Source organism: Neorhizobium sp. LMR1-1-1.1, from assembly GCF_040675795.1.
GTDB classification, from domain to species: domain Bacteria; phylum Pseudomonadota; class Alphaproteobacteria; order Rhizobiales; family Rhizobiaceae; genus Neorhizobium; species Neorhizobium cellulosilyticum.
The window spans coordinates 43,156-63,325 of the sequence record NZ_JBEGHE010000080.1 but is presented as its reverse complement, the minus strand read 5'-3'; the positions used below and the strand labels follow the sequence as shown (position 1 = coordinate 63,325).

The 20,170-nt window shown below is 57.3% G+C and carries 21 protein-coding genes and 1 pseudogene; 16 read left to right on the top strand and 6 right to left on the bottom strand.

The features are described 5' to 3' along the window. Nucleotides 1-147: 147 nt before the first annotated feature. On the bottom strand, nt 148-696 hold the full coding sequence (gene hemJ / locus MRBLMR1_RS28565) for a protoporphyrinogen oxidase HemJ (RefSeq protein WP_500067063.1): 549 nt from the start codon (nt 694-696) through the stop codon (nt 148-150). Continuing rightward, nucleotides 696-1,724 (bottom strand): uroporphyrinogen decarboxylase, encoded by a 1,029-nt coding sequence (hemE, locus tag MRBLMR1_RS28560; protein WP_500067062.1) that lies wholly within the window; start codon nt 1,722-1,724, stop codon nt 696-698. Before hemE ends, hemJ begins: the two co-directional genes overlap by 1 nt. Nucleotides 1,725-2,128: 404 nt before the next feature. Between hemE and MRBLMR1_RS28555 the strand changes: the two genes are divergently transcribed. From MRBLMR1_RS28555 to dnaQ, 5 genes are read left to right on the top strand one after another with little or no spacing between them, the layout of a single operon-like run. Next, a complete protein-coding gene (locus tag MRBLMR1_RS28555; protein WP_148143815.1) occupies nt 2,129-2,950 on the top strand; it encodes a pyruvate, water dikinase regulatory protein in 822 nt (273 codons plus the stop codon). A 48-nt stretch (nt 2,951-2,998) separates the two neighbouring features. Beyond that, nucleotides 2,999-3,586: a Maf-like protein gene (locus MRBLMR1_RS28550; RefSeq protein WP_500067061.1), complete on the top strand. Its 588-nt coding sequence runs from the start codon at nt 2,999-3,001 to the stop codon at nt 3,584-3,586. Then, on the top strand, nt 3,579-4,439 hold the full coding sequence (locus MRBLMR1_RS28545; protein WP_148143817.1) for a shikimate dehydrogenase: 861 nt from the start codon (nt 3,579-3,581) through the stop codon (nt 4,437-4,439). Before MRBLMR1_RS28550 ends, MRBLMR1_RS28545 begins: the two co-directional genes overlap by 8 nt. After that, nucleotides 4,436-5,041: a dephospho-CoA kinase gene (gene coaE, locus MRBLMR1_RS28540; protein ID WP_148143818.1), complete on the top strand. Its 606-nt coding sequence runs from the start codon at nt 4,436-4,438 to the stop codon at nt 5,039-5,041. Before MRBLMR1_RS28545 ends, coaE begins: the two co-directional genes overlap by 4 nt. Further along, nucleotides 5,034-5,738, top strand: coding sequence for a DNA polymerase III subunit epsilon (gene dnaQ / locus MRBLMR1_RS28535; RefSeq protein WP_148143819.1), 705 nt, complete (start codon nt 5,034-5,036; stop codon nt 5,736-5,738). The genes coaE and dnaQ overlap by 8 nt, the downstream gene beginning before the upstream one ends. A 110-nt stretch (nt 5,739-5,848) precedes the next feature. Here dnaQ and secB read toward each other — a convergent pair whose 3' ends face one another. Together secB and MRBLMR1_RS28525 are read right to left on the bottom strand one after the other, a co-directional pair. Beyond that, a complete protein-coding gene (gene secB, locus MRBLMR1_RS28530) occupies nt 5,849-6,325 on the bottom strand; it encodes a protein-export chaperone SecB (RefSeq protein ID WP_148143820.1) in 477 nt (158 codons plus the stop codon). Nucleotides 6,326-6,407: 82 nt separating this feature from the next. Beyond that, complete coding sequence (locus MRBLMR1_RS28525; protein ID WP_148143821.1) at nt 6,408-6,932, bottom strand: FxsA family protein; 525 nt, start codon at nt 6,930-6,932, stop codon at nt 6,408-6,410. Nucleotides 6,933-7,052: 120 nt separating this feature from the next. On the opposite strand from MRBLMR1_RS28525, the gene MRBLMR1_RS28520 reads away from it, so the two are divergent. The 5 genes from MRBLMR1_RS28520 (at nt 7,053) to gyrB (ending at nt 12,362) form a co-directional block, all read left to right on the top strand. Further along, a complete protein-coding gene (locus tag MRBLMR1_RS28520; protein WP_148143822.1) occupies nt 7,053-7,751 on the top strand; it encodes a Tim44/TimA family putative adaptor protein in 699 nt (232 codons plus the stop codon). Further along, complete coding sequence (mltA, locus tag MRBLMR1_RS28515) at nt 7,748-8,872, top strand: murein transglycosylase A (protein ID WP_148143823.1); 1,125 nt, start codon at nt 7,748-7,750, stop codon at nt 8,870-8,872. The genes MRBLMR1_RS28520 and mltA overlap by 4 nt, the downstream gene beginning before the upstream one ends. Then, nucleotides 8,869-9,432, top strand: coding sequence for a Smr/MutS family protein (locus MRBLMR1_RS28510; protein WP_148143824.1), 564 nt, complete (start codon nt 8,869-8,871; stop codon nt 9,430-9,432). The genes mltA and MRBLMR1_RS28510 overlap by 4 nt, the downstream gene beginning before the upstream one ends. Next, a complete protein-coding gene (locus tag MRBLMR1_RS28505) occupies nt 9,429-9,785 on the top strand; it encodes a helix-turn-helix domain-containing protein (protein WP_148143825.1) in 357 nt (118 codons plus the stop codon). Before MRBLMR1_RS28510 ends, MRBLMR1_RS28505 begins: the two co-directional genes overlap by 4 nt. Before the next feature lie 141 nt (nt 9,786-9,926). Next, nucleotides 9,927-12,362, top strand: a complete 2,436-nt coding sequence (gene gyrB / locus MRBLMR1_RS28500; protein ID WP_148143826.1) for a DNA topoisomerase (ATP-hydrolyzing) subunit B — start codon at nt 9,927-9,929, stop codon at nt 12,360-12,362. A gap of 98 nt (nt 12,363-12,460) precedes the next feature. On the opposite strand, the gene MRBLMR1_RS28495 is transcribed toward gyrB, so the two are convergent. After that, the gene (locus tag MRBLMR1_RS28495; protein ID WP_148143827.1) at nt 12,461-13,060 is read right to left on the bottom strand and encodes a nitroreductase family protein; all 600 of its coding nucleotides are present in this window, start codon (nt 13,058-13,060) and stop codon (nt 12,461-12,463) included. Between the two features lie 169 nt (nt 13,061-13,229). Between MRBLMR1_RS28495 and MRBLMR1_RS28490 the strand changes: the two genes are divergently transcribed. The 3 genes from MRBLMR1_RS28490 (at nt 13,230) to MRBLMR1_RS28480 (ending at nt 15,942) form a co-directional block, all read left to right on the top strand. Continuing rightward, complete coding sequence (locus MRBLMR1_RS28490; RefSeq protein ID WP_148143872.1) at nt 13,230-14,525, top strand: polyhydroxyalkanoate depolymerase; 1,296 nt, start codon at nt 13,230-13,232, stop codon at nt 14,523-14,525. A gap of 136 nt (nt 14,526-14,661) precedes the next feature. Next, the gene (locus MRBLMR1_RS28485) at nt 14,662-15,084 is read left to right on the top strand and encodes a DUF2852 domain-containing protein (RefSeq protein WP_500067060.1); all 423 of its coding nucleotides are present in this window, start codon (nt 14,662-14,664) and stop codon (nt 15,082-15,084) included. A 96-nt stretch (nt 15,085-15,180) separates the two neighbouring features. Further along, the gene (locus tag MRBLMR1_RS28480; RefSeq protein WP_148143829.1) at nt 15,181-15,942 is read left to right on the top strand and encodes a M48 family metallopeptidase; all 762 of its coding nucleotides are present in this window, start codon (nt 15,181-15,183) and stop codon (nt 15,940-15,942) included. Between the two features lie 522 nt (nt 15,943-16,464). Here MRBLMR1_RS28480 and MRBLMR1_RS28475 read toward each other — a convergent pair. Next, nucleotides 16,465-16,861: pseudogene (locus MRBLMR1_RS28475) on the bottom strand (cell wall hydrolase); the annotation flags it as partial. 458 nt (nt 16,862-17,319) lie between these two features. Between MRBLMR1_RS28475 and MRBLMR1_RS28470 the strand changes: the two are divergent. From MRBLMR1_RS28470 to trpA, 3 genes are read left to right on the top strand one after another with little or no spacing between them, the layout of a single operon-like run. Beyond that, nucleotides 17,320-17,976, top strand: a complete 657-nt coding sequence (locus tag MRBLMR1_RS28470) for a phosphoribosylanthranilate isomerase (protein ID WP_148143831.1) — start codon at nt 17,320-17,322, stop codon at nt 17,974-17,976. A gap of 11 nt (nt 17,977-17,987) precedes the next feature. Beyond that, nucleotides 17,988-19,208, top strand: coding sequence for a tryptophan synthase subunit beta (gene trpB / locus MRBLMR1_RS28465; protein WP_148143832.1), 1,221 nt, complete (start codon nt 17,988-17,990; stop codon nt 19,206-19,208). 2 nt (nt 19,209-19,210) lie between these two features. After that, the gene (gene trpA, locus MRBLMR1_RS28460; protein WP_148143833.1) at nt 19,211-20,050 is read left to right on the top strand and encodes a tryptophan synthase subunit alpha; all 840 of its coding nucleotides are present in this window, start codon (nt 19,211-19,213) and stop codon (nt 20,048-20,050) included. Nucleotides 20,051-20,170 lie beyond the last annotated feature (120 nt).

The window sequence follows — 20,170 nt, the reverse complement described above, 5'->3', positions numbered from 1 at the left end:
ATTGGGCGTGTCGGTGGAATTCGCTTCCGCGGATGAAGTCCGGGGACAACGTCGGTTACACGCATGCCACGATATGGAGGTGTCGCGAAAATAGCGATTCCCTCCGCGTGCCGCAAGAGGCTTATTCAGAAAAAGGCAAGCCCTTTCTCAGAACGGCTTTACGATAACGAGGATTACGATCGCAATCATCAGCACGGTCGGCACTTCATTCCATATCCGCCAATGCCTTGCGGCACGTCTGGGCTTGTCTGCGGCAAAATCGCGAACCGCGCGACCAAACAGCACATGAACCCAGGTAAGCGCCACGACCATGGCAATCTTCCCGTGAAGCCAGCCACCCTGAAATCCGTAAACGTCCCAGGCAAGATAAAGCCCCAGCATCCAGCTTACCATCATCGCCGGATTCATGATGACCTTCAGCAACCGCCTTTCCATCATCTTGAAAGTTTCCGATCGCTCGGAACCGATCGGTGCATCCGTGTGATAGATGAACAGCCGCGGCAGATAGAGAAGCCCTGCCATCCATGACATCACGGCGATGACATGAAATGCTTTCACATACAGGATGAAATCATCCGGCCGTAAAACGTAGGTCAGACCCAGGATGAGGAGAAATATCCCAAGTGCGATGAAGGCACGCGTCTTGGCCTTGCCGCCCGCACCTTCGTTTCCGGCTTCCTCGCGGTGCGGCGCCATCAACCCAACCCTCTGACGCGATTGACCAGTTTCGCGACATTGTCCGGATCAGCTTCCGGCGTGATGCCGTGGCCGAGATTGAAGATCAGCGGCCCATTTCCCAGAACCTGCAGGATCGCGTCGATACCGTCCTCAAGCGATTGGCCTCCGGCCACGACCCGCATCGGATCGAGATTACCCTGGACAGGCCCATCTTTCTGCAGTTCCGCCGCAAACGACAGCGGCACGCTCCAGTCCAGCCCGATCGCATCTGCCCCGGTCTTTTGCCGGTATTGGCGCAGGTTCATTCCGGCGCCCTTGGCAAAGGCGATGATGCGTGCATTCGGCCGCTTGCTGCGCACGATCTCGATCATCCGTGCAACCGGCTTCACCGCAAAGGCTTCGAATTCCGCTTCGCCGAGAACACCGGCCCATGAATCGAAGATCTGCACCGCATCCGCACCGGCATCGATCTGGGCAATCAGATATTCGGCGGAAATTTCCGCAAGAAACGCCAGCAGATGTTCAAGCGCCTGCCGGTTGCGATAACCGAAGAGACGGGCAGGGGCCTGATCGGGCGTGCCGTGGCCGGCAATCATGTAGGTCGCGACGGTCCAGGGAGCACCGCAGAAGCCGAGAAGGGCAGTTTCCGAAGGCAATTCCTGCCTCAGCCGCTTTACTGTCTCCAGGACGGGAGACAGATGCGCAAGAGTGCCATCCGCTTTAAGCGAATAGATGCTGGCCTCATCGATCGGATCCATCTGTGGCCCTTCGCCGGGCGTAAACCGCACGTTCCTGTCCAGAGCATCGGGGATGACCAGGATGTCGGAAAAGAGAATGGCCGCATCGAACGAATAACGCCTGATCGGCTGGAGCGTGACCTCGACAGCCAGATCAGGCGTGTAACAGAGATCGAGGAACCCACCGACCTTATGTCGCGTTGCACGATACTCGGGAAGATAACGTCCAGCCTGTCTCATAAGCCAGAGCGGAGGGGGCGTCACCGTTTTCCCCTCCAACACGTCGACGATCTTCCTTTTCACCGGCACCAGCATCTATCCCTTATAAAAAGAATCCAATTTCTATTGGTTTCTATTTCTTAGAGTCGGTGTGTATCAAGGATTAAAGTCAAACCCCAGATTAACCGAAATTTTGCCAATATCCGCCGAGCGATATAAAAAGCATTTCTCGGAATTTTTGAATTCTGGGAAAAATCATAAATTCAATAAAAGATTCAATAATATGACCGGCGTATTGGGTAGTTTTTATCTGTAGACAACATGTGGATAAGTTTGGCAGATATGACAATTATCCACGCAAATCACATCCTCGCGTTCCATCAATCCAACTGATCGCAGATTGTGGAAAAAGTGGCGGTTTTCCCGAGGCCTGTCCCTCCCGCCTCTGAACATGGTCGCCTGTCCCAAGTTATCAACATACGGTAGAGAATAACGTGGAGAACCGGAAAAACTTCTTCCACTTGCATTTGGTTTCTGACTCCACCGGCGAGACTCTGATCTCTGCCGGACGGGCTGTCGCAGCCCAATTCCAGAACAGCTATGCGCTTGAGCACGTCTATCCGCTGATTAGGAACCGCAAACAGCTGGTGGCAGTGCTTGACGCTGTCGATGCGGAACCCGGTATCGTCCTCTATACGATCGTAGACCAGGATCTGGCATCGCTGATCGACCTTCGCTGCCGCGAAATGGGCGTTCCTTCCGTGAATGTGCTGGAGCCGGTTCTAGCTGTTTTCCAGACCTATCTGGGTGCGCCGTCGCGTCGTCGTGTTGGAGCGCAGCATGCTTTGAACGAGGAATATTTTGCCAGGATCGAGGCGCTGAACTTCACCATGGACCACGACGACGGCCAGATGCCCGAGACCTATGATGAAGCTGACGTTGTCCTGATCGGCATCAGCCGAACCTCCAAGACGCCGACCAGCATCTATCTGGCAAATCGCGGGATCAAGACGGCAAACATCCCGATTGTGCCGGGAGTCGAGTTGCCGGACGCTCTTTATAGTGCCACTCGTCCATTGATCGTTGGCCTGATCGCCACCACAGACCGGATCTCCCAGATCCGGGAAAACCGGGAACTCGGCAATTCTCAGGGGCTTGATCGGAACACCTACACCGATCGCGCCAGCATCAATGAAGAGCTTAAATATGCCCGGGCCCTTTGCGGGCGAAACAATTGGCCGATTATCGATGTTTCCCGCCGTTCGATCGAGGAGACTGCCGCGGCGATTCTTGCCCTGCGACCGAGGCTCAGGTAATCCCGAACTGTTTTTCGCCCGAACTGTTTGTCGGAGATGATACCTGAAGTGACACTTGTCCTTGCCTCCTCAAGTCCCTTTCGCCGAATGCTGCTCGAAAATGCCGGCCTGACATTCGAATCGCGCACCGCCGATATCGATGAACGACAGATAGAGGCCTCTGAAAAACACACTGGCCCCGAAGTTGTTGCCGGGATCTTGGCCAGGGCGAAGGCGCAGGATGTATCGCGTTATTTTCCTGATGCGCTCGTAATCGGCTCCGACCAAACGATGTCGCTTGGAGATCGCGTCTATCACAAGGCAAAGAGCCGCGCCGAGGCCCGCGATAACCTGATCTCTCTCTCAGATCGGACCCACAGGCTTAACAGTGCTGTGGCCATTGTAAAAAACGGAATTCTGGTCTGGGAGCATGTTGCCTATGCCGAGCTGACAGTCCGCGAACTGACTGAGGGGTATGTCGACCGGTATCTCGATAGAATTGGCGACAAGGCATTTTCGAGTGTCGGCGGCTACCAGCTGGAAGGAGAGGGCATCCATCTCTTTTCCGCCATTCAGGGTGACTATTTCACCATTCTCGGCCTCCCCATGCTTCCGCTTCTGGAAGAACTCCGTCGCCTGGGAGCGATTGATGGCTGATAGACGCGAAAATTCACCGCCTGCTGCATTTGTGACCGGCTGGCCGATCAAGCACTCCCGCTCTCCGATCATTCATAGGCACTGGCTCAAACAATACGGCTTGCCGGGCAGCTATGATGCGGTCGCTGTTTCCGAAAAGGATTTCGCGGCTTTTATAGACGGGGTGAAAAACGGTAGCCTGGGCTTCTCCGGCGGCAATGTCACGATCCCGCACAAGGAAACGGCTTTTGCTCTCAGCGACCGGCCGGATGAGCTGGCGAAGGAACTCGGTGCAGCCAATACGCTCTGGCTGCAGGACGGTCAGCTTCATGCGACGAATACAGATGGATACGGTTTTGCAGCCAATCTCGACGGGCATCATCCGGGCTGGGACAAGGTCGATCGCGCCGTTATTCTCGGTGCGGGCGGCGCAAGCCGTGCCGTCGTTCAGGCTGTCCGTGATCGTGGCATCAACGAAATCCACATCGTCAATCGTACCATGTCACGTGCGAAGGAGCTTGCCGATCGCTTCGGTCCGAAAATTCATGCGCATGGATTACCCGCCCTGGAAGAGGTCATGGCCGGTGCCGGCTTGTTTGTGAACACGACATCACTCGGCATGGATGGAGCAGAATCCGTTTCCTTCGACTTTTCGGGTCTAAAGTCAGGTGCAATGGTGACGGATATCGTTTACGTACCGCTTGAAACGCCTATTCTTCGGCAGGCACGCGAGCAGGGTTATCCGACGACCGATGGATTGGGGATGCTGCTGCATCAGGCGGTGCCCGGCTTCGAACAATGGTTTGGTCATCGCCCGGTGGTCGACAGGGTTCTGCGACAACTCATCATTCAGGATATTCAGGCGGCGGCATGATTGTCATCGGATTGACCGGATCGATCGGCATGGGAAAGACGACCACCGCCGGCATGTTCAGGGATGCGGGTATCCCGGTCAACGATTCCGATGCTGTCGTGCATGACCTTTATAGAACCGACGCAGTTAAACCGGTAGGCGAAGCTTTTCCCGGCTCAATTCGGGAAGGCGCCATCGACAGGGTGGAACTGGCCCGGCAACTTTTACTCGATCCCGGTGGTTTTAGCCGGCTTGAAGCAGTTGTGCACCCGCTGGTGAGAGACAGGGAAAAGCAGTTTCTCGAAAGGCAGAGATTGGCAGGCGCTGATCTCGTCCTCCTCGACATTCCCCTGCTTTTCGAAACCGGCGCTGAGAAACGCGTCGATGTGGTTGTGGTCGCGACCTGTGATCCACAGATACAGCGGCAGCGCGTTCTTGCCAGACCAGGCATGACGGAAGAAAAGTTCAAGCTCATCCTGAACCGTCAGATGCCTGATTCGCAGAAACGCGATCGTGCGGATTTTCTGGTCGATACGGGCTGCGGCCTCGACCAGGCAAAAAAGCGAGTAGAGCAGATCATCAATCTTCTACGGTCGGGCATACGGAGTGAAAAACATGCGTGACATCATTTTCGATACGGAAACGACCGGGCTTGAATCCAAGCAGGATCGCATCATCGAAATCGGTGGTGTCGAGCTGATCAACAATTTCCCGAGCGGAAAGACGATCCACATCTTCATCAATCCGGGTGATCGTAAGGTTCATCCCGATGCTTTGGCTGTCCATGGCATCACGGACGAGTTCTTGAAAGACAAGCCGAGCTTCGCTGAAGTCGCACAGCAGATCGTGGACTTTTTCGAAGGGGCACGATGGATCGCCCATAACGCCAACTTCGATATGGGTTTCATCAACGCGGAATTCGAGCGGATAGGTCTGCCGCCTGTACCTTCCGATCAGGTTGTCGATACGCTGGCCATGGCGCGTCGCAAACACCCAATGGGTCCGAACTCACTTGACGCCCTTTGCCGTCGTTACGGGATCGACAACACCCACCGTACAAAACACGGCGCATTGCTGGACTCCGAACTACTGGCCGAAGTCTATATCGAAATGAATGGTGGCCGACAGGCCGCCTTGGGACTGGTCGGCTCAGATCAGGTGGTAGAAGTCGCCGAGGCTGAAGAGACGGTGGTCATCACGGACCATGTGCGCCCGCGCGCACTTGCGAACCGGTTGAGCGCAAAGGATTTGGAGCACCATGCATCAATGATCGCCTCTATGAAAGGCAAGGCGATCTGGCTGAAATATCGTCAGGAATAGGGTCGTTCCAGCAAAAGCGCAAAATGGTCTTGTGCCGGGAACTGCGTGAGACGTAGCGATTGAGCAATAAAAAAGCCCGGAACTCCCGGGCTTTTCCGATTTTTGTCTGATCAGCTGTTGAGCGGCTGAACCTTGGCGCGGGCCTGTTCTTCGGCCATGCGCTGCGAAAACATCTGGGCAAAATCGATTGGATCGATCATCAGCGGCGGGAAACCGCCATTGCGGGTCACATCTGCGATGATCTGACGCGCGAACGGGAACAGCAGGCGCGGGCATTCGATGAACAGAACCGGCAGCATGTGTTCCTGCGGAAAACCGGTGATGCGGAAGACGCCGCCATAAACCAATTCGGCTGCGAACACGACCTTGTCGCCTTCCTTGGCTTCGGCGTTCAGCGAAAGAACGACGTCGAAATCGGTATCCGACAGCGGGTTGGCGTTGACGTTCACGCCGATATTGATGGCCGGCGCGTTGTCACGCGCCTGAAGCGACCGGGGTGCACCTGGATTTTCGAAGGAAAGGTCCTTGGTGTACTGGGCAAGAATGTTGAGCGAAGGGCTCGCCGACTGCGTGTTTTCGTCTGCCATGGGATATCCTCAGGACTGATGCGTTGAGGCCGCATAACATCTAGGCATTTTGCTTACAACCCGTTGCGGCTCTGGCTTATGGTCACGGATCGCGGTCAATGCCTTTTGACCACGGAGAAGATGGGTTCGGATCCGTGTTCCGATGAAAATCCTCTTCCTCGAGATCGACGACCTTGCCGGCTGCATTCGGATTTTCGCGCACGCCGCCGGCCGGATGGCTGAAACCGCCACGGCTGCTGCGGGGGCCGACCACCACGACACGCTTTCCGATCGCCGACCAGAGAAGCCGCCGCACGAACGGAATGAACAGTGCGATGCCGATAATGTCGGTGACGAAGCCGGGCAGAAGCAGAAGGATGCCGGCAACGACGATCATCGCCCCGTCGATAACGGAACTTGCCGGGATTTGCCCCTGCTGGCTTTGCTCCGAAAGCTTCTTCAAAAGATGCAGGCCCTGTTGTCGCATCATGAAGGCGCCGAGCAATCCGGTACCGATGACGAGGCCAAGTGTCCACCACAGGCCGAGCGCACGCCCCACCACGACAAATCCGGCGATTTCGGCCAAGGGCCAGGCAAGCAGCACGCTAAGAGCAATAAATGGGCGCATGATCCAATGTGTGTTGTACGAGGTCGTTTCGAAGGCTCACACCTTCGCTATTTGAAGATGGCTTAATGCAGACTATATGATGATGTGAATTCAACTTTTAAACGGTAATTGCGGGTTAATATGGGTTCCAACGACTTCATTACACTCTTTTTCCTTGTTGCGGCGGTCCTGATTTTCCTGCAACTGCGCAGTGTGCTCGGCCGCCGGACGGGAAACGAGAAGCCGCCGGAGACATATGTCTCGCGCGAAGCGCTTAAAACCCCTGCCGCTGCGGATGACGGCAAGGTCGTAACTTTGCCGCGTCGTGAAGCCGGCGAAGAGGATCAGCGCCTGGCGGAGGTCGATGCTCTCGTAAAGCCCGGCAGCGAGTTGAACGAGTCGCTGAAGTCGCTGATAAGGGCCGATGCGTCCTTCCAGCCAAAGGAATTCCTAAACGGCGCTAAGATGGCCTATGAGATGATCGTCATGGCGTTTGCCGATGGCGACCGGAAGACCCTGAAGGGCCTTCTCTCTAAGGAAGTCTTTGAAGGTTTCGATTCCGCTATCCGCGAACGCGAGGCCCGCGGCGAAGTGGTGAAGTCCACTTTCGTCGGCATCGACAAGGCGGCCTTCACCCAAGCCGCTCTCAAGCAGTCGGAAGCTCAGGTCACGGTTCGCATCGTCAGCCAGCTGATTTCGGCTACCTTCGACAAGGAAGGCAAGCTGATCGACGGTGACCAGGAGGCCGTTGCCGAAGTGACCGATATCTGGACCTTTGCAAGGGATGTCCGCTCCAAGGATCCGAACTGGAAACTGATCGCGACCGAATCCGAACAATGAGCCCGACTTCGCCTGGATACCGCCTGTCTTCCGTATCCTTCGGCGACCTTCCCGGTTGGGAAAGGGACGATCCCCGCGCCTTGTTTGATGCGATGGCGCGGTGTCTTACCCATATTCGCGACGTGAAGCCCTATCGGACCGGCGTTCTTGGCCTCACCGCCGATGACTTGATGCCGCTTCTGGCTGCAGCTGGCATACTATCGTCTGATATGACGCAAGCGCAGGCGCGCGCGTTTTTCGAAGAGAGTTGCATTCCCTTCCGTATCGAGCGCGATGACGCCCAGCCGGGTCTGGTGACCGCCTTTTACGAGCCGGAAGTCGATGTCTCGGCAAAACCAGACGAGACGTTCGCCCATCCCTTCTATTTCCGTCCTGACGATCTCATCGATCTTGACGAAACCAACCGGCCTACTGAAATGGACTCCGGCTACATGTTCGGTCATGCGACTGCTTCCGGTGTGACCGAATATCCGGATCGTAAGGAAATCGATCGGGGTTTTCTCGCCGGGCGCGGCCTTGAAATTGCTTGGGCACGGTCGAAGGTTGACGTCTTTTTCGCCCATATCCAGGGCGCAGCCCGCCTTCGTTATCCGGATGGCGACATTCGCCGTATCACCTATGCCGCAAAGGCTGGTCATCCATTTTCTCCGATCGGAAAGCTCCTGATCGATCTCGGGGAAATCCCGCGCGAAAAAATCTCGATGCAGAGCATCCGTAAATGGCTAGCCGAGAATCCGGCTAAGGTTGATGAAATCCTTTGGCATAACCGGTCCTATATCTTCTTCCGCGATGCCGATGTTTCCGACGACACACTCGGTCCCGTCGCCGCGGCCAAGGTGCCGCTCATCGCCGGGCGCTCCCTTGCTGTGGATCGTATGATCCATACATTCGGTTGTCCCTTCTTCATTCATGCTCCGACGCTGCTTCATCTCGATGACGGTCAACCCTTTGCCAGGCTGATGCTGGCACTCGATACCGGATCGGCTATTGTCGGCCCAAGCCGCGGCGATATCTTTACTGGTTCAGGTTATGAAGCGGGAGAACGCGCCGGAACTGTCAGGAACGAAGCCGATTTCTATATCCTGATTCCCAAGGCGGCGGCTGGCAGGTTTGGAGCATGAACGGCGGACGTAAACTCAATTCCGAGGAACGGATACTGTGGGGCAAGGTGGCAAAATCCACCCGCGCCTTCAAGGAGCGCTGGACCGATCTTGCCGCCTTCGAGGCCGAAGAAGTCGCCCACGCGGCAGAGGTCGAGAAATCGAAACCCGCATCGCCTCGAGAAGTGCCGGAACAGCTGGCAGAACAGGTTCGCACCGCTAAGAAGCCGGCCGGCTATCACTATCCGCTCGAAAAGCCGACGAAGAAAAAACTCGCCAAAGGAAGGCTTGCGATCGAGGCGCGCCTCGATCTCCACGGCCTTTTCCAGGGTGAGGCGCATGACCTTTTGCTCGATTTCATCTATCGGGCGCATGAACGGGGCTTGCGCCATGTTCTCGTCATCACTGGCAAGGGCAGTTCGATGGGCAGTGAAGGCGCCCTTCGCCGCGCAGTCCCGCTCTGGTTCTCCAAGGCCGAGTTTCGTTTCCTGATTTCGTCCTATGAATGGGCAGCCCGCCATCACGGCGGCGACGGTGCCCTTTATGTAAGGCTTACGCGTGCAGAAAGGCCGGACCGTTGACGCCGTTCGGCCAGGCGATGCGCGAACTGCGCCAGCGCAGGGGCGTTACCCAGCGCGCCCTGGCGCAGGCCATAGGCGTCACGCCAGCCTATCTTTCCGCGCTCGAACATGGCCGTCGCGGCCGCCCGACCTTCGAGCTTTTGCAGCGTATTGCCGGCTATTTCAACATCATCTGGGACGAGGCGGACGATCTCTTCCGCCTGGCGGATGCATCCGATCCCAGGGTTGTTATCGATACCGCAGGCCTGCCGCCGGAATACACGCTTCTGGCCAATCAGCTGTCGAAACGGATTAGCACTTTGACGCCAGAGATGGTAGAAGAGATCAACAGGCTCTTGAAGAGCCCGCAATAGTCATTTTTCTCGGGAAGAACCACGGCTTTCCTGCCATAATGGTGTGCTCAACCTTTAGAAGCCGCCCGCGATTTCCTATATTGAAAACGGAAAAAGCGGTGATTCGCGCGTCACCGAGAAGAACCAACTGGAAGAAGCTGAATGACCGATCTACCCGCCAGCGAAAATGGTGCGAGTGCAGAATATGGTGCCGATTCGATCAAGGTGCTGAAGGGCCTAGATGCCGTTCGCAAGCGCCCCGGCATGTATATCGGTGATACGGATGACGGCTCCGGTCTTCATCACATGGTCTACGAAGTCGTCGACAACGCGATCGATGAGGCCTTGGCCGGCCATGCCGATATCGTCACCGTCACGCTCAATTCCGATGGCTCCGTCACCGTGACCGACAACGGTCGCGGTATCCCGACGGACATCCACAAGGAAGAGGGGGTCTCAGCGGCGGAAGTCATCATGACTCAGCTCCATGCCGGCGGCAAATTCGACCAGAATTCCTATAAGGTTTCAGGCGGTCTGCATGGCGTTGGCGTCTCGGTCGTCAATGCTTTGTCGGTCTGGCTTAAGCTTAAGATCCGCCGCAACGGCAAGGTCCATGAAATTCGCTTCACCCATGGTGTCGCCGATGCGCCGCTGAAAGTAATCGGTGATTACGAGGGACGTTCAGGCACGGAAGTCACCTTCCTCGCCAGCCCTGAAACCTTCACCATGACCGAGTTCGATTACAACACACTCGAACACCGCCTGCGCGAACTCGCCTTCCTGAATTCGGGTGTCCGAATTCGGCTCACGGATCGCCGCAAGCCGGACGTGAAGGAAGAAGAGATGGTCTATGACGGTGGCCTCGAGGCCTTCGTCAGCTACCTCGATCGTTCAAAGAAACCGCTCGTTGAAAAGCCTGTCGCCATCAAGGGCGAGAAGGATGGGATGACGGTTGAAGTGGCCATGTGGTGGAACGACAGTTACCACGAGAATGTTCTCTGCTTTACCAACAATATTCCGCAGCGTGACGGCGGAACCCATATGGCGGGTTTCCGGGGAGCGCTTACCCGGCAGATTACATCCTATGCGGAAACCTCAGGCATCATGAAGCGTGAAAAGGTTTCGCTGACAGGTGACGACTGCCGCGAAGGACTGACGGCAGTGCTGTCGGTTAAGGTACCAGATCCGAAATTCTCGTCGCAGACCAAGGACAAGCTGGTTTCCTCGGAAGTTCGTCCTGTTGTCGAAAGCCTTGTCAACGAGGCGCTCAGTTCTTGGCTGGAAGAACACCCTGCAGAAGCCAAGGTTCTCGTAGGCAAGGTCGTAGAAGCCGCCGTTGCTCGTGAAGCCGCCCGCAAGGCGCGCGAGCTCACCCGCCGCAAGGGCGTTCTTGATATCGCTTCCCTGCCGGGCAAGCTGGCTGACTGCTCCGAGCGTGATCCATCCAAGTCCGAAGTCTTCCTCGTCGAGGGTGATAGTGCAGGTGGCTCCGCCAAGCAGGGTCGCTCGCGTGAAAACCAGGCTATCCTTCCGCTGCGCGGTAAGATCCTCAATGTCGAGCGCGCCCGCTTCGACAAGATGCTGTCCAGCCAAGAGATTGGCACGCTGATCACCGCGCTCGGCACATCGATCGGCAAGGACGAGTTCAACGCCGACAAGCTGCGTTACCATAAGATCATCATCATGACGGACGCTGATGTCGACGGAGCGCATATTCGCACGCTGCTCCTGACCTTCTTCTTCCGCCAGATGCCGGAACTGATCGAGCGCGGCCACATCTACATCGCCCAGCCGCCGCTCTATAAGGTCGCGCGCGGCAAGTCCGTTCAGTACCTGAAGAACGAGGCGGCGCTTGAGGAATACCTCATCAGCATGGGTATCGAGGAAGCAAGGTTGATCGTCGGTTCCGGTGAGGTTCGTGTCGGTGAAGACATGCGCGAAGTGATCCACGACGCGCAGCGCCTGCGCTCGCTCGTCGACGGCCTTCATTCCCGCTATAACCGTTCGATCATCGAGCAGGCGGCAATTGCTGGCGCGCTTAATCCGGACCTTACCGACAACCGTGAACGTGCCCAGCAGACCGCCGACCTCGTCGCACAGCGCCTGGACATGATTGCGGAAGAGACGGAACGCGGCTGGACCGGTCACGTGACGGACGAGGGTGGCCTGCGTTTTGAGCGCATGGTACGCGGCGTTCGCGAAGTGGCCTTCATCGATAACGCGCTGATCGGCTCGGCCGACGCTCGCCATATCGATCAGCTGTCGGGCCGTCTGCAGGAAATCTACTCGACCTCGCCGATCCTTGCCCGCAAGGATGGCCAGCTGGAAATCTCCGGTCCCCGGGCGCTTCTCGATGCTATCTTCGCCGCCGGCCGAAAGGGCCTGTCGATGCAGCGCTACAAGGGTCTTGGCGAAATGAATGCCGAGCAGCTGTGGGAAACCACGCTCGACCCGAATGTTCGCTCGCTTCTGCAGGTCAAAGTCAACGACGCGACCGATGCCGACGGCCTTTTCTCGCGCCTCATGGGCGACGAAGTCGAGCCGCGCCGCGAGTTCATCCAGGACAACGCATTGAGCGTCGCCAACCTCGATATCTGAGGTATTTGCTCAGTCCAAAGCTGAAACGGGGCCGACAGGCCCCGTTTTCGCATCCGGCTAAGGATTCACGTGAAACCCTGGCGCAGTCATGCTTTTGATCACCGTTCGCCGGGGAACTTCCCCTCGAAGGCGATCTCCGAAACGGCCTTTCGTCCGCTCGGTATCTCGCGCTCCCTCAAGTCTTCTGGCAATGTCTCCTTCGCGGCCATTCGGCCAAGCGCGGCTGCGGCTTCCACCCTGAAACCCTCGGGAAGCTCAAGCACGTCCACAGCTTTTTCCTTGTCGAACCCCTCCATTCCATGCGCGTGATAGCCGAGCTTCATGGCCTGGCAGATTACCGAGAACCAGGCTGCGCCCGTATCGTAGGAATGCGTATAGGCGGGCTTGTGCTCGCCGTTTGATGAAACCCGGTAACTCTTCGAAACGATGATCATCAGGGCAGCGGCATTCTTTGCCCAACGCTGGTTGCCGGGAACGAGAAGATCAAGGATCGCCTCGAATGCCGGCGTGCCGCGAAGACCATAGATGAAGCGCCAGGGCTGGTTGTTGCCGGACGAGGGCGCCCAATGCGCCGCGTCGAGAATGGTCAGCATCTGCTCGCGATCCATCGTCTCGTCAGTAAAAGCGCGCGGCGACCAGCGATCGAGAAAATACGCGTCGATGGGAAATTCGGATGTGCGGGAATTGCTGCTGGTCATCGAGGTCTCCTTGTCATGTTGCCCCAACATATGCCTCACCGGCTCTTTGGCAATCACCCTCGCGCAGGTGACAATCGACCCCACATCCGTCATAGATGGGTGAGGGGAGGGAGGCGTTCTACGGAGCGCGCAAGGAGAGGAGTGCACCGCCATGAAAGGCAGCGCGATCATGTTCTATCAGCTGTATGAGTTGAACCACGCTGCGCTCGCGCCATTTCGCGCCGGTGCGGAAGCGCTTCGCTATGTCTCCAGCAATCCGCTCAACCCCATGTCGCAAACCGTGCTCGGCCGTACGTTGACGGCAAGCCTCGAAGTTTTCGAGCGGGCCACGCGACGCTATGCCAAGCCGGATTTCGGCCTGAACGAAACCACCGTGAATGGCGAAGCGGTCGCGGTGGAAGAAGAGATCATCTGGTCTAAACCCTTCTGTCAGCTGCTGCATTTCAAGCGCGACCTCCCGCCAGCCTATCCACCGGATCCCAAAATTCTGCTCGTCGCGCCCATGTCCGGCCATTATGCGACGCTTTTGCGTGGAACGGTCGAAGCTCTGCTTCCTCATGCAGAGGTTTATATCACAGATTGGGTCGATGCGCGGATCGTGCCTGTCACAGAAGGTAATTTCGATCTTAATGACTACATCGATTACGTCATCGAGATGTTGCACGAGATAGGGCCCGGCGCGCATGTCGCCGGCGTCTGCCAGCCCTCCGTCCCGGTTCTTGCCGCCGTTGCGATCATGGAGACGCGAAAAGACCCGATGCTGCCTGCCTCGATGATCCTGATGGGAGGCCCCATCGATACCCGCATCAATCCGACGGCGGTCAACAAGCTGGCAAACGAGCATCCGCTCGAATGGTTCAAGGATAACGTCATTATGACGGTCCCCTTTCCGCAACCCGGCTTCATGCGTCCGGTCTATCCCGGCTTCCTGCAGCTATCGGGTTTTATGTCGATGAACCTCGACCGCCATGTGATGGCACATCGCGAATTCTTCGATCACCTCGTCAAGAATGACGGCGAGTCGGCGGAGCGACACCGGGACTTCTACGACGAATACCTCGCCGTGATGGACCTGACCGAGGAGTTCTATCTCCAGACCGTAGATACCGTCTTCATCCGCCATTCCTTGCCGAAGGGCGAAATGATGCATCGCGATGTCCCGGTTGACACTGGTGTCATTCGCAACGTTGCATTGATGACGGTCGAAGGCGAGAATGACGATATCTCCGGCTTGGGCCAGACCAATGCCGCCCATGCGATATGCCCGAATATCCCTGACAGTATGCGCCTTCATTACATGCAGCCGGATGTCGGTCATTACGGCGTTTTCAATGGTTCCCGTTTCCGCCAGGAGATCGCGCCGCGGATCATCGAATTTACCCGGCTGCATTCCGGAACCCGGCCAAGCGATGCGGCGCCTAAGCCTACGCGTAGCGGCAGGAAAAGCGCGCCGAAGCCGGAATAGATCGAATTCCGCGATGGATTTCCGCATTTTAGCGGATTTAATCTTTGCTCTTCTTGAAGCGCGATCCGGGGCTCACCAAATCGATTCCCGTCGGGCTGGCATCTGGCCTCCCGCTCTAACCCTAAGGGTGTGACCTATGAACCAGTCTGCATTGATACGTCCGGAGTGGACGCCGGCCACCATTGCTCTCATGGTGCTCGGTTTCATAGTTTTCTGGCCACTCGGCCTTGCTATGCTCGCCTATATCATTTTCGGGGATCGGCTTCGTGGCTTCAAGCGCGATGCCAATGATCGCGCTCACAAATGGTTCGCCGGTTGCCGCAAGGCAAGCCGCCGTTACAACACGCATTTTTCGACCGGCAATGTCGCTTTCGACGACTGGCGCAAGGCCGAGCTGGATCGCCTGGACGAAGAACGCCGCAAGCTTGATGAGATGCGGGAAGACTTCGATACCTATGCGCGCGAGCTTCGCCGCGCCAAGGACCAGGAAGAATTCGACCGCTTTATGCGTGACCGAAAGAATAGGCCGTCTGGCGATCAGCCGGTGGTCGATGTCTGATCGGACGGTCGATCCTGAAATGATGAAGGCCGGTGCTCTTCGGAGCGCCGGCTTTTTTGATGGGCAGAATCCCGGTGAATCGGGTAAGGAATAGTCATGTTCGCGCTGTTGAAGAAGCCGGTTCGCCGATCACCCAAACCACTACAGACGGTCAAGCGGACGCTTGCTGTGGGGGATCGCGCCATGCCATTGACCATCAAGGAGAACAGCCGCGCGACCCGTATCACGCTCAGGATCGAGCCGGGCGGCAGGGCGCTCAATCTCACCATCCCCGTGGGCCTGAAACATTACGAGGTGGATGACTTTCTGTCTCGCCACGAGGGCTGGTTGAAAACCAAGCTCGCCAAATTCTCCCTCGACAACCCGATCCGGCCGGGTGGCACCATTTCCATCCGCGGCGTCCAGCACCGGATCGAACATACCGGATCCTTGCGCGGCATCACCCAGGCGCTGGTTATCGATGGCGAACCGGTCCTGAAGGTAAGCGGGCTTGAGGAACATATGGGCCGAAGAATCTCGACCTTTCTCAAGAAGGAAGCGCGCCACGATCTCGAAGCGCTGGCCCGCCGTCACGCCGCTGCCATCCGCAAGCCGATTGCCTCAGTGTCAATGAAGGATACGCGTAGCCGCTGGGGCTCATGTTCCTGGGACGGCAATCTCAGCTTCTCGTGGCGCATCGTCATGGCGCCGCCGCTGATCATCGATTACCTCGCAGCTCACGAGGTCGCACATCTGAAAGAGATGAACCACGGCCCGAAATTCTGGGCGCTCTGCGGAGATCTGTGCCCGCGTATGGACGAGGCACGCCGCTGGCTGAAGCTGCACGGTTCGCAGCTTCACGCGATAGATTTCAGTTGAAGGAAGTGAACTACAGGGCCGAGGAATAATCCTCGGTTTACTGCCAGTTGCTTGTCCGGATGGACCAGTTTTCCTGGCTCAAACCTGGGGTCTGATCAGCCATCGCCATCCCGGCTCCAGGACGCTTCTGCACATTCGGACGTGCAGCCGGGACCGGAACCTTCGCGACGTTCTCAAGGCTGGCCTGATAGGCATGGGCAGGGGTATAGGAAGCGTTCTGCGGCACCGCATAGGCGGTATCGAATGCCTCTTCCATGCTGGACCGAGCAACCGCTGCCGTAATCACCGGCGCAAGCGGCGGGTTGTTCGAGGCGACGGCCGGCTGTGCCGAACCGTTATGTCCGCTCTTTTCCGACATTGCAGCAGCCTGGGAAGCAGCAGCAGGCGTCGAAGCCATTGCCACCTGCGTGCTGGCCGCTGCAGCGCTCGCAGCCTCGGCGATGATCGAGGACGATAGGGCCGGGTTCTGCTCGGGATCGTTCGACGCATAGGCGAGAATGTAGCTGTTGGCCGGCTTCGGAGCCGCCGTCTGCAGATTGCCGTCCTCGTCACGCTTTTCGTAGAACACGTTGCCGCCGGCAGCGGCTACATAATGCATGTTGTTGTATGGGAAGCTGTATCCCTCTGTATGGAAGAACATAGCGTTCTTCACGTCGGGATGGCGCGCGCCCTTCAACACTGCATCTGCCGCCGTGTTGAGATCCGGCGCGGTAGCCTCGTCCATCTTGCGGGTCATCACGCCCGGAGCAAACTGGTTTTTCTGTGCCACGACGCCGCAAATCGTCTCCGGGTAGATGCCGGAGGTCAGGCGGTTCATGATCACGCTTCCAACGGCCAGAAAGCCATTTTCGCTCGTCCGCCTGGATTCGAAATACATCGCACGCTTCAGGCATTCACGATCTTTATTGGTGTAGCTATATACGGCCTTTTGTGAGCCAGTTTGTGCTGACGCCAATTTGGTCGTTTTGTCTTTAGCGTCCACTGACGACACGGTCTGCGTGCTGGTGCATGCAGAGAGCAGCCCCCCAGCCGTCAGACATAAAGCTGCCCGCCAGGCAGCTGTCGTAATCCTCGTCATGGTACCCCGCCAAAAAATTTCAAAAATCATCTGGTTGAGGAATAACCTACCTCAATTCATACAGTTTATCAATTATCTTTCATGACAGGCCAAACCTCGGAAATTCCATTCCTTTTTCGATTTTGGCTGCAACAAACTTTCATGAGCGAAAACTGATATTTCACACATTCATCAAGCGTGAGCATGTTACGATTCGTATATGAGACATCACGGTTAATTCTTCGTATCCGGCAATCCGCCGCTGTCCATCCATGTAAAAGATTCTCGACTCCGCAGGCATTTCGTGTCACTCCGCGATCATGAAACTCGACATCAAGATTTGTGGTTTGTCGACGGCGGATGCCGTGGATCGCGCCGTTGAGCGCGGCGCAACCCATATCGGCTTCATCTTCTTCGAAAAGAGCCCGCGTAACATCGCGCCCGAGATCGCCGGTGAGTTGGCCGACCGGGTCCGCAGCAGGGCAAAGATCGTCGCCGTTACCGTGGATGCGAATGACGAAGACTTGGACGATATAGTCTCGCTTCTGCGCCCGGATATTCTCCAGCTTCACGGACATGAGACGCCGGAACGCATCCTGCATATCAAGGCGCTCTATGGCCTGCCGGTAATGAAAGTGTTTTCGGTAAGGGAAGCCACGGATCTGCATCGGGTCGACCCCTTCATCGGCGTCGCCGACCGCTTCCTCTTCGATGCGAAGGCACCGAAAGGATCGGATCTTCCGGGCGGTAACGGTGTCTCCTTCGACTGGAACCTGATGGCTTCGCTTGACGAAGGCGTGAATTACATGCTTTCCGGGGGCCTGAATAAGGATAATGTCGCTGATGCGATCGCGTCCACGCGCGCAACGGGTATCGATGTATCGTCCGGAGTGGAAAGCGCCCCGGGCCTCAAAGACGTTGGAATGATCGATGCGTTTTTTGATGCTGTCGCCGATGCGAAAGCCAATAAGCGCTGAAGGAGCATAGAGTGAACGATACGCCTAAACCCAATTCCTTCCGCTCCGGCCCCGATGAGGACGGCCGTTTCGGCATTTTCGGTGGCCGCTTTGTCGCGGAAACACTGATGCCGCTGATCCTGGATCTTCAGGCCGAATGGGAAAAGGCGAAGAACGATCCGGAGTTCCAGAAGGAACTGGCTGATTTAGGCACCCATTATATCGGTCGCCCAAGCCCACTCTATTATGCCGAGCGTCTGACTGAACATCTCGGCGGCGCAAAGATTTATTTCAAGCGCGAAGAGCTGAACCATACCGGCTCCCACAAGATCAACAACTGCATCGGCCAGATCCTGCTGGCCAAGCGCATGGGCAAGACCCGCATCATTGCTGAAACCGGTGCAGGCCAGCACGGTGTGGCCTCGGCCACGGTTGCTGCCCGCTTCGGCCTCCCTTGTGTCGTCTATATGGGCGCCACCGATGTTGAGCGCCAGGCCCCGAACGTCTTCCGCATGAAGCTGCTTGGCGCCGAAGTGAAGGCCGTCACGGCCGGTTCCGGCACGCTGAAGGATGCCATGAACGAGGCGCTGCGTGATTGGGTCACCAATGTCGATGACACCTATTACCTGATCGGCACTGCCGCCGGCCCGCATCCCTATCCGGAAATGGTCCGCGATTTCCAGGCCGTCATCGGCCAGGAAGCCCGCCAGCAGATTCTCGAAGCCGAAGGCCGGCTGCCGGATGTCGTTATCGCGGCCGTCGGCGGCGGATCGAACGCCATCGGCCTCTTCCACCCGTTCCTCGATGACGAAGGCGTCAAGATCGTCGGCGTCGAAGCCGGCGGCCATGGCCTCGACGGCAACGAACACTGCGCCTCGATCACCGCCGGTTCTCCGGGCGTGCTGCATGGCAACCGCACTTATCTTCTGCAGGACAATGACGGTCAGATTCTCGAAGGCCATTCGATTTCCGCCGGCCTCGATTACCCGGGCATCGGTCCTGAACACTCCTGGTTGAACGATATCGGCCGCGCCGAATATGTGCCGATCATGGATGACGAAGCACTTGAAGCCTTCCAGTTGCTGACGAAGCTAGAAGGCATCATCCCGGCACTGGAACCCAGCCACGCGATTGCCGAAGTCATCAAGCGTTCGCCCAAGATGGGCAAGGACCAGATCATCCTGATGAACCTGTCCGGTCGCGGCGACAAGGACATTTTCACCGTCGGCAAGATTCTTGGAATGGGGCTGTAATCATGACTTCCAGAATGGACACACGCTTCGCCAAGCTGAAGGCCGAAGGCCGCCCCGCTCTCGTTACCTATTTCATGGGCGGCGATCCGGATTACGCGACCTCACTCGGCATCATGAAGGCCCTGCCGGAAGCCGGTGCCGACGTGATCGAACTCGGCATGCCGTTTTCCGATCCGATGGCGGATGGCCCGACTATCCAGCTCGCCGGCCAGCGCGCCCTGAAGGGCGGCCAGACTTTGGCAAAGACGCTCGACCTCGCCCGCGATTTCCGCAAGGACGACAGCGACACGCCGATCGTCATGATGGGTTATTACAACCCGATCTACATCTACGGCGTCGATAGATTCCTTGATGATGCGATCGAAGCCGGTATCGATGGCCTGATCATCGTTGATCTGCCGCCGGAAATGGATGACGAACTCTGCATCCCGGCGCTCGCCAAGGGCATCAACTTCATCCGCCTGACGACACCGACCACGGACGAGAAGCGTCTCCCAACCGTGCTCAACAACACCTCCGGCTTCGTCTATTACGTCTCGATGAACGGCATCACCGGTTCGGCTCTGCCGGACCCGTCGCGGATCTCCGGCGCCGTCGCCCGCATCAAGGACCACACGGACCTGCCGGTCTGCGTCGGTTTCGGCGTCAAGACCGCTGACCACGCCAAGGCGATCGGCGCAGCGGCTGATGGTGTTGTCGTCGGCACGGCGATCGTCGCCCAGGTCGCTGGCAGCCTCACCAAGGATGGCGCTGCAACCGCCGACACGGTTTCCGCCGTTTCCACTTTCGTTCGCGGCTTGTCGACCGGCGTGCGTTCCGCCCGCCTTGTTGCTGCCGAATAACTGACCCACATAAGGCATGCCTTTCGATAGTCGCCACCGGTTTCGAGAGCAAGGCATGTCTGAGTATTAAAGACCTGAAGCGTGGCGCGCGGTTTAAAGGATCGCGATACGCTTCAGTCC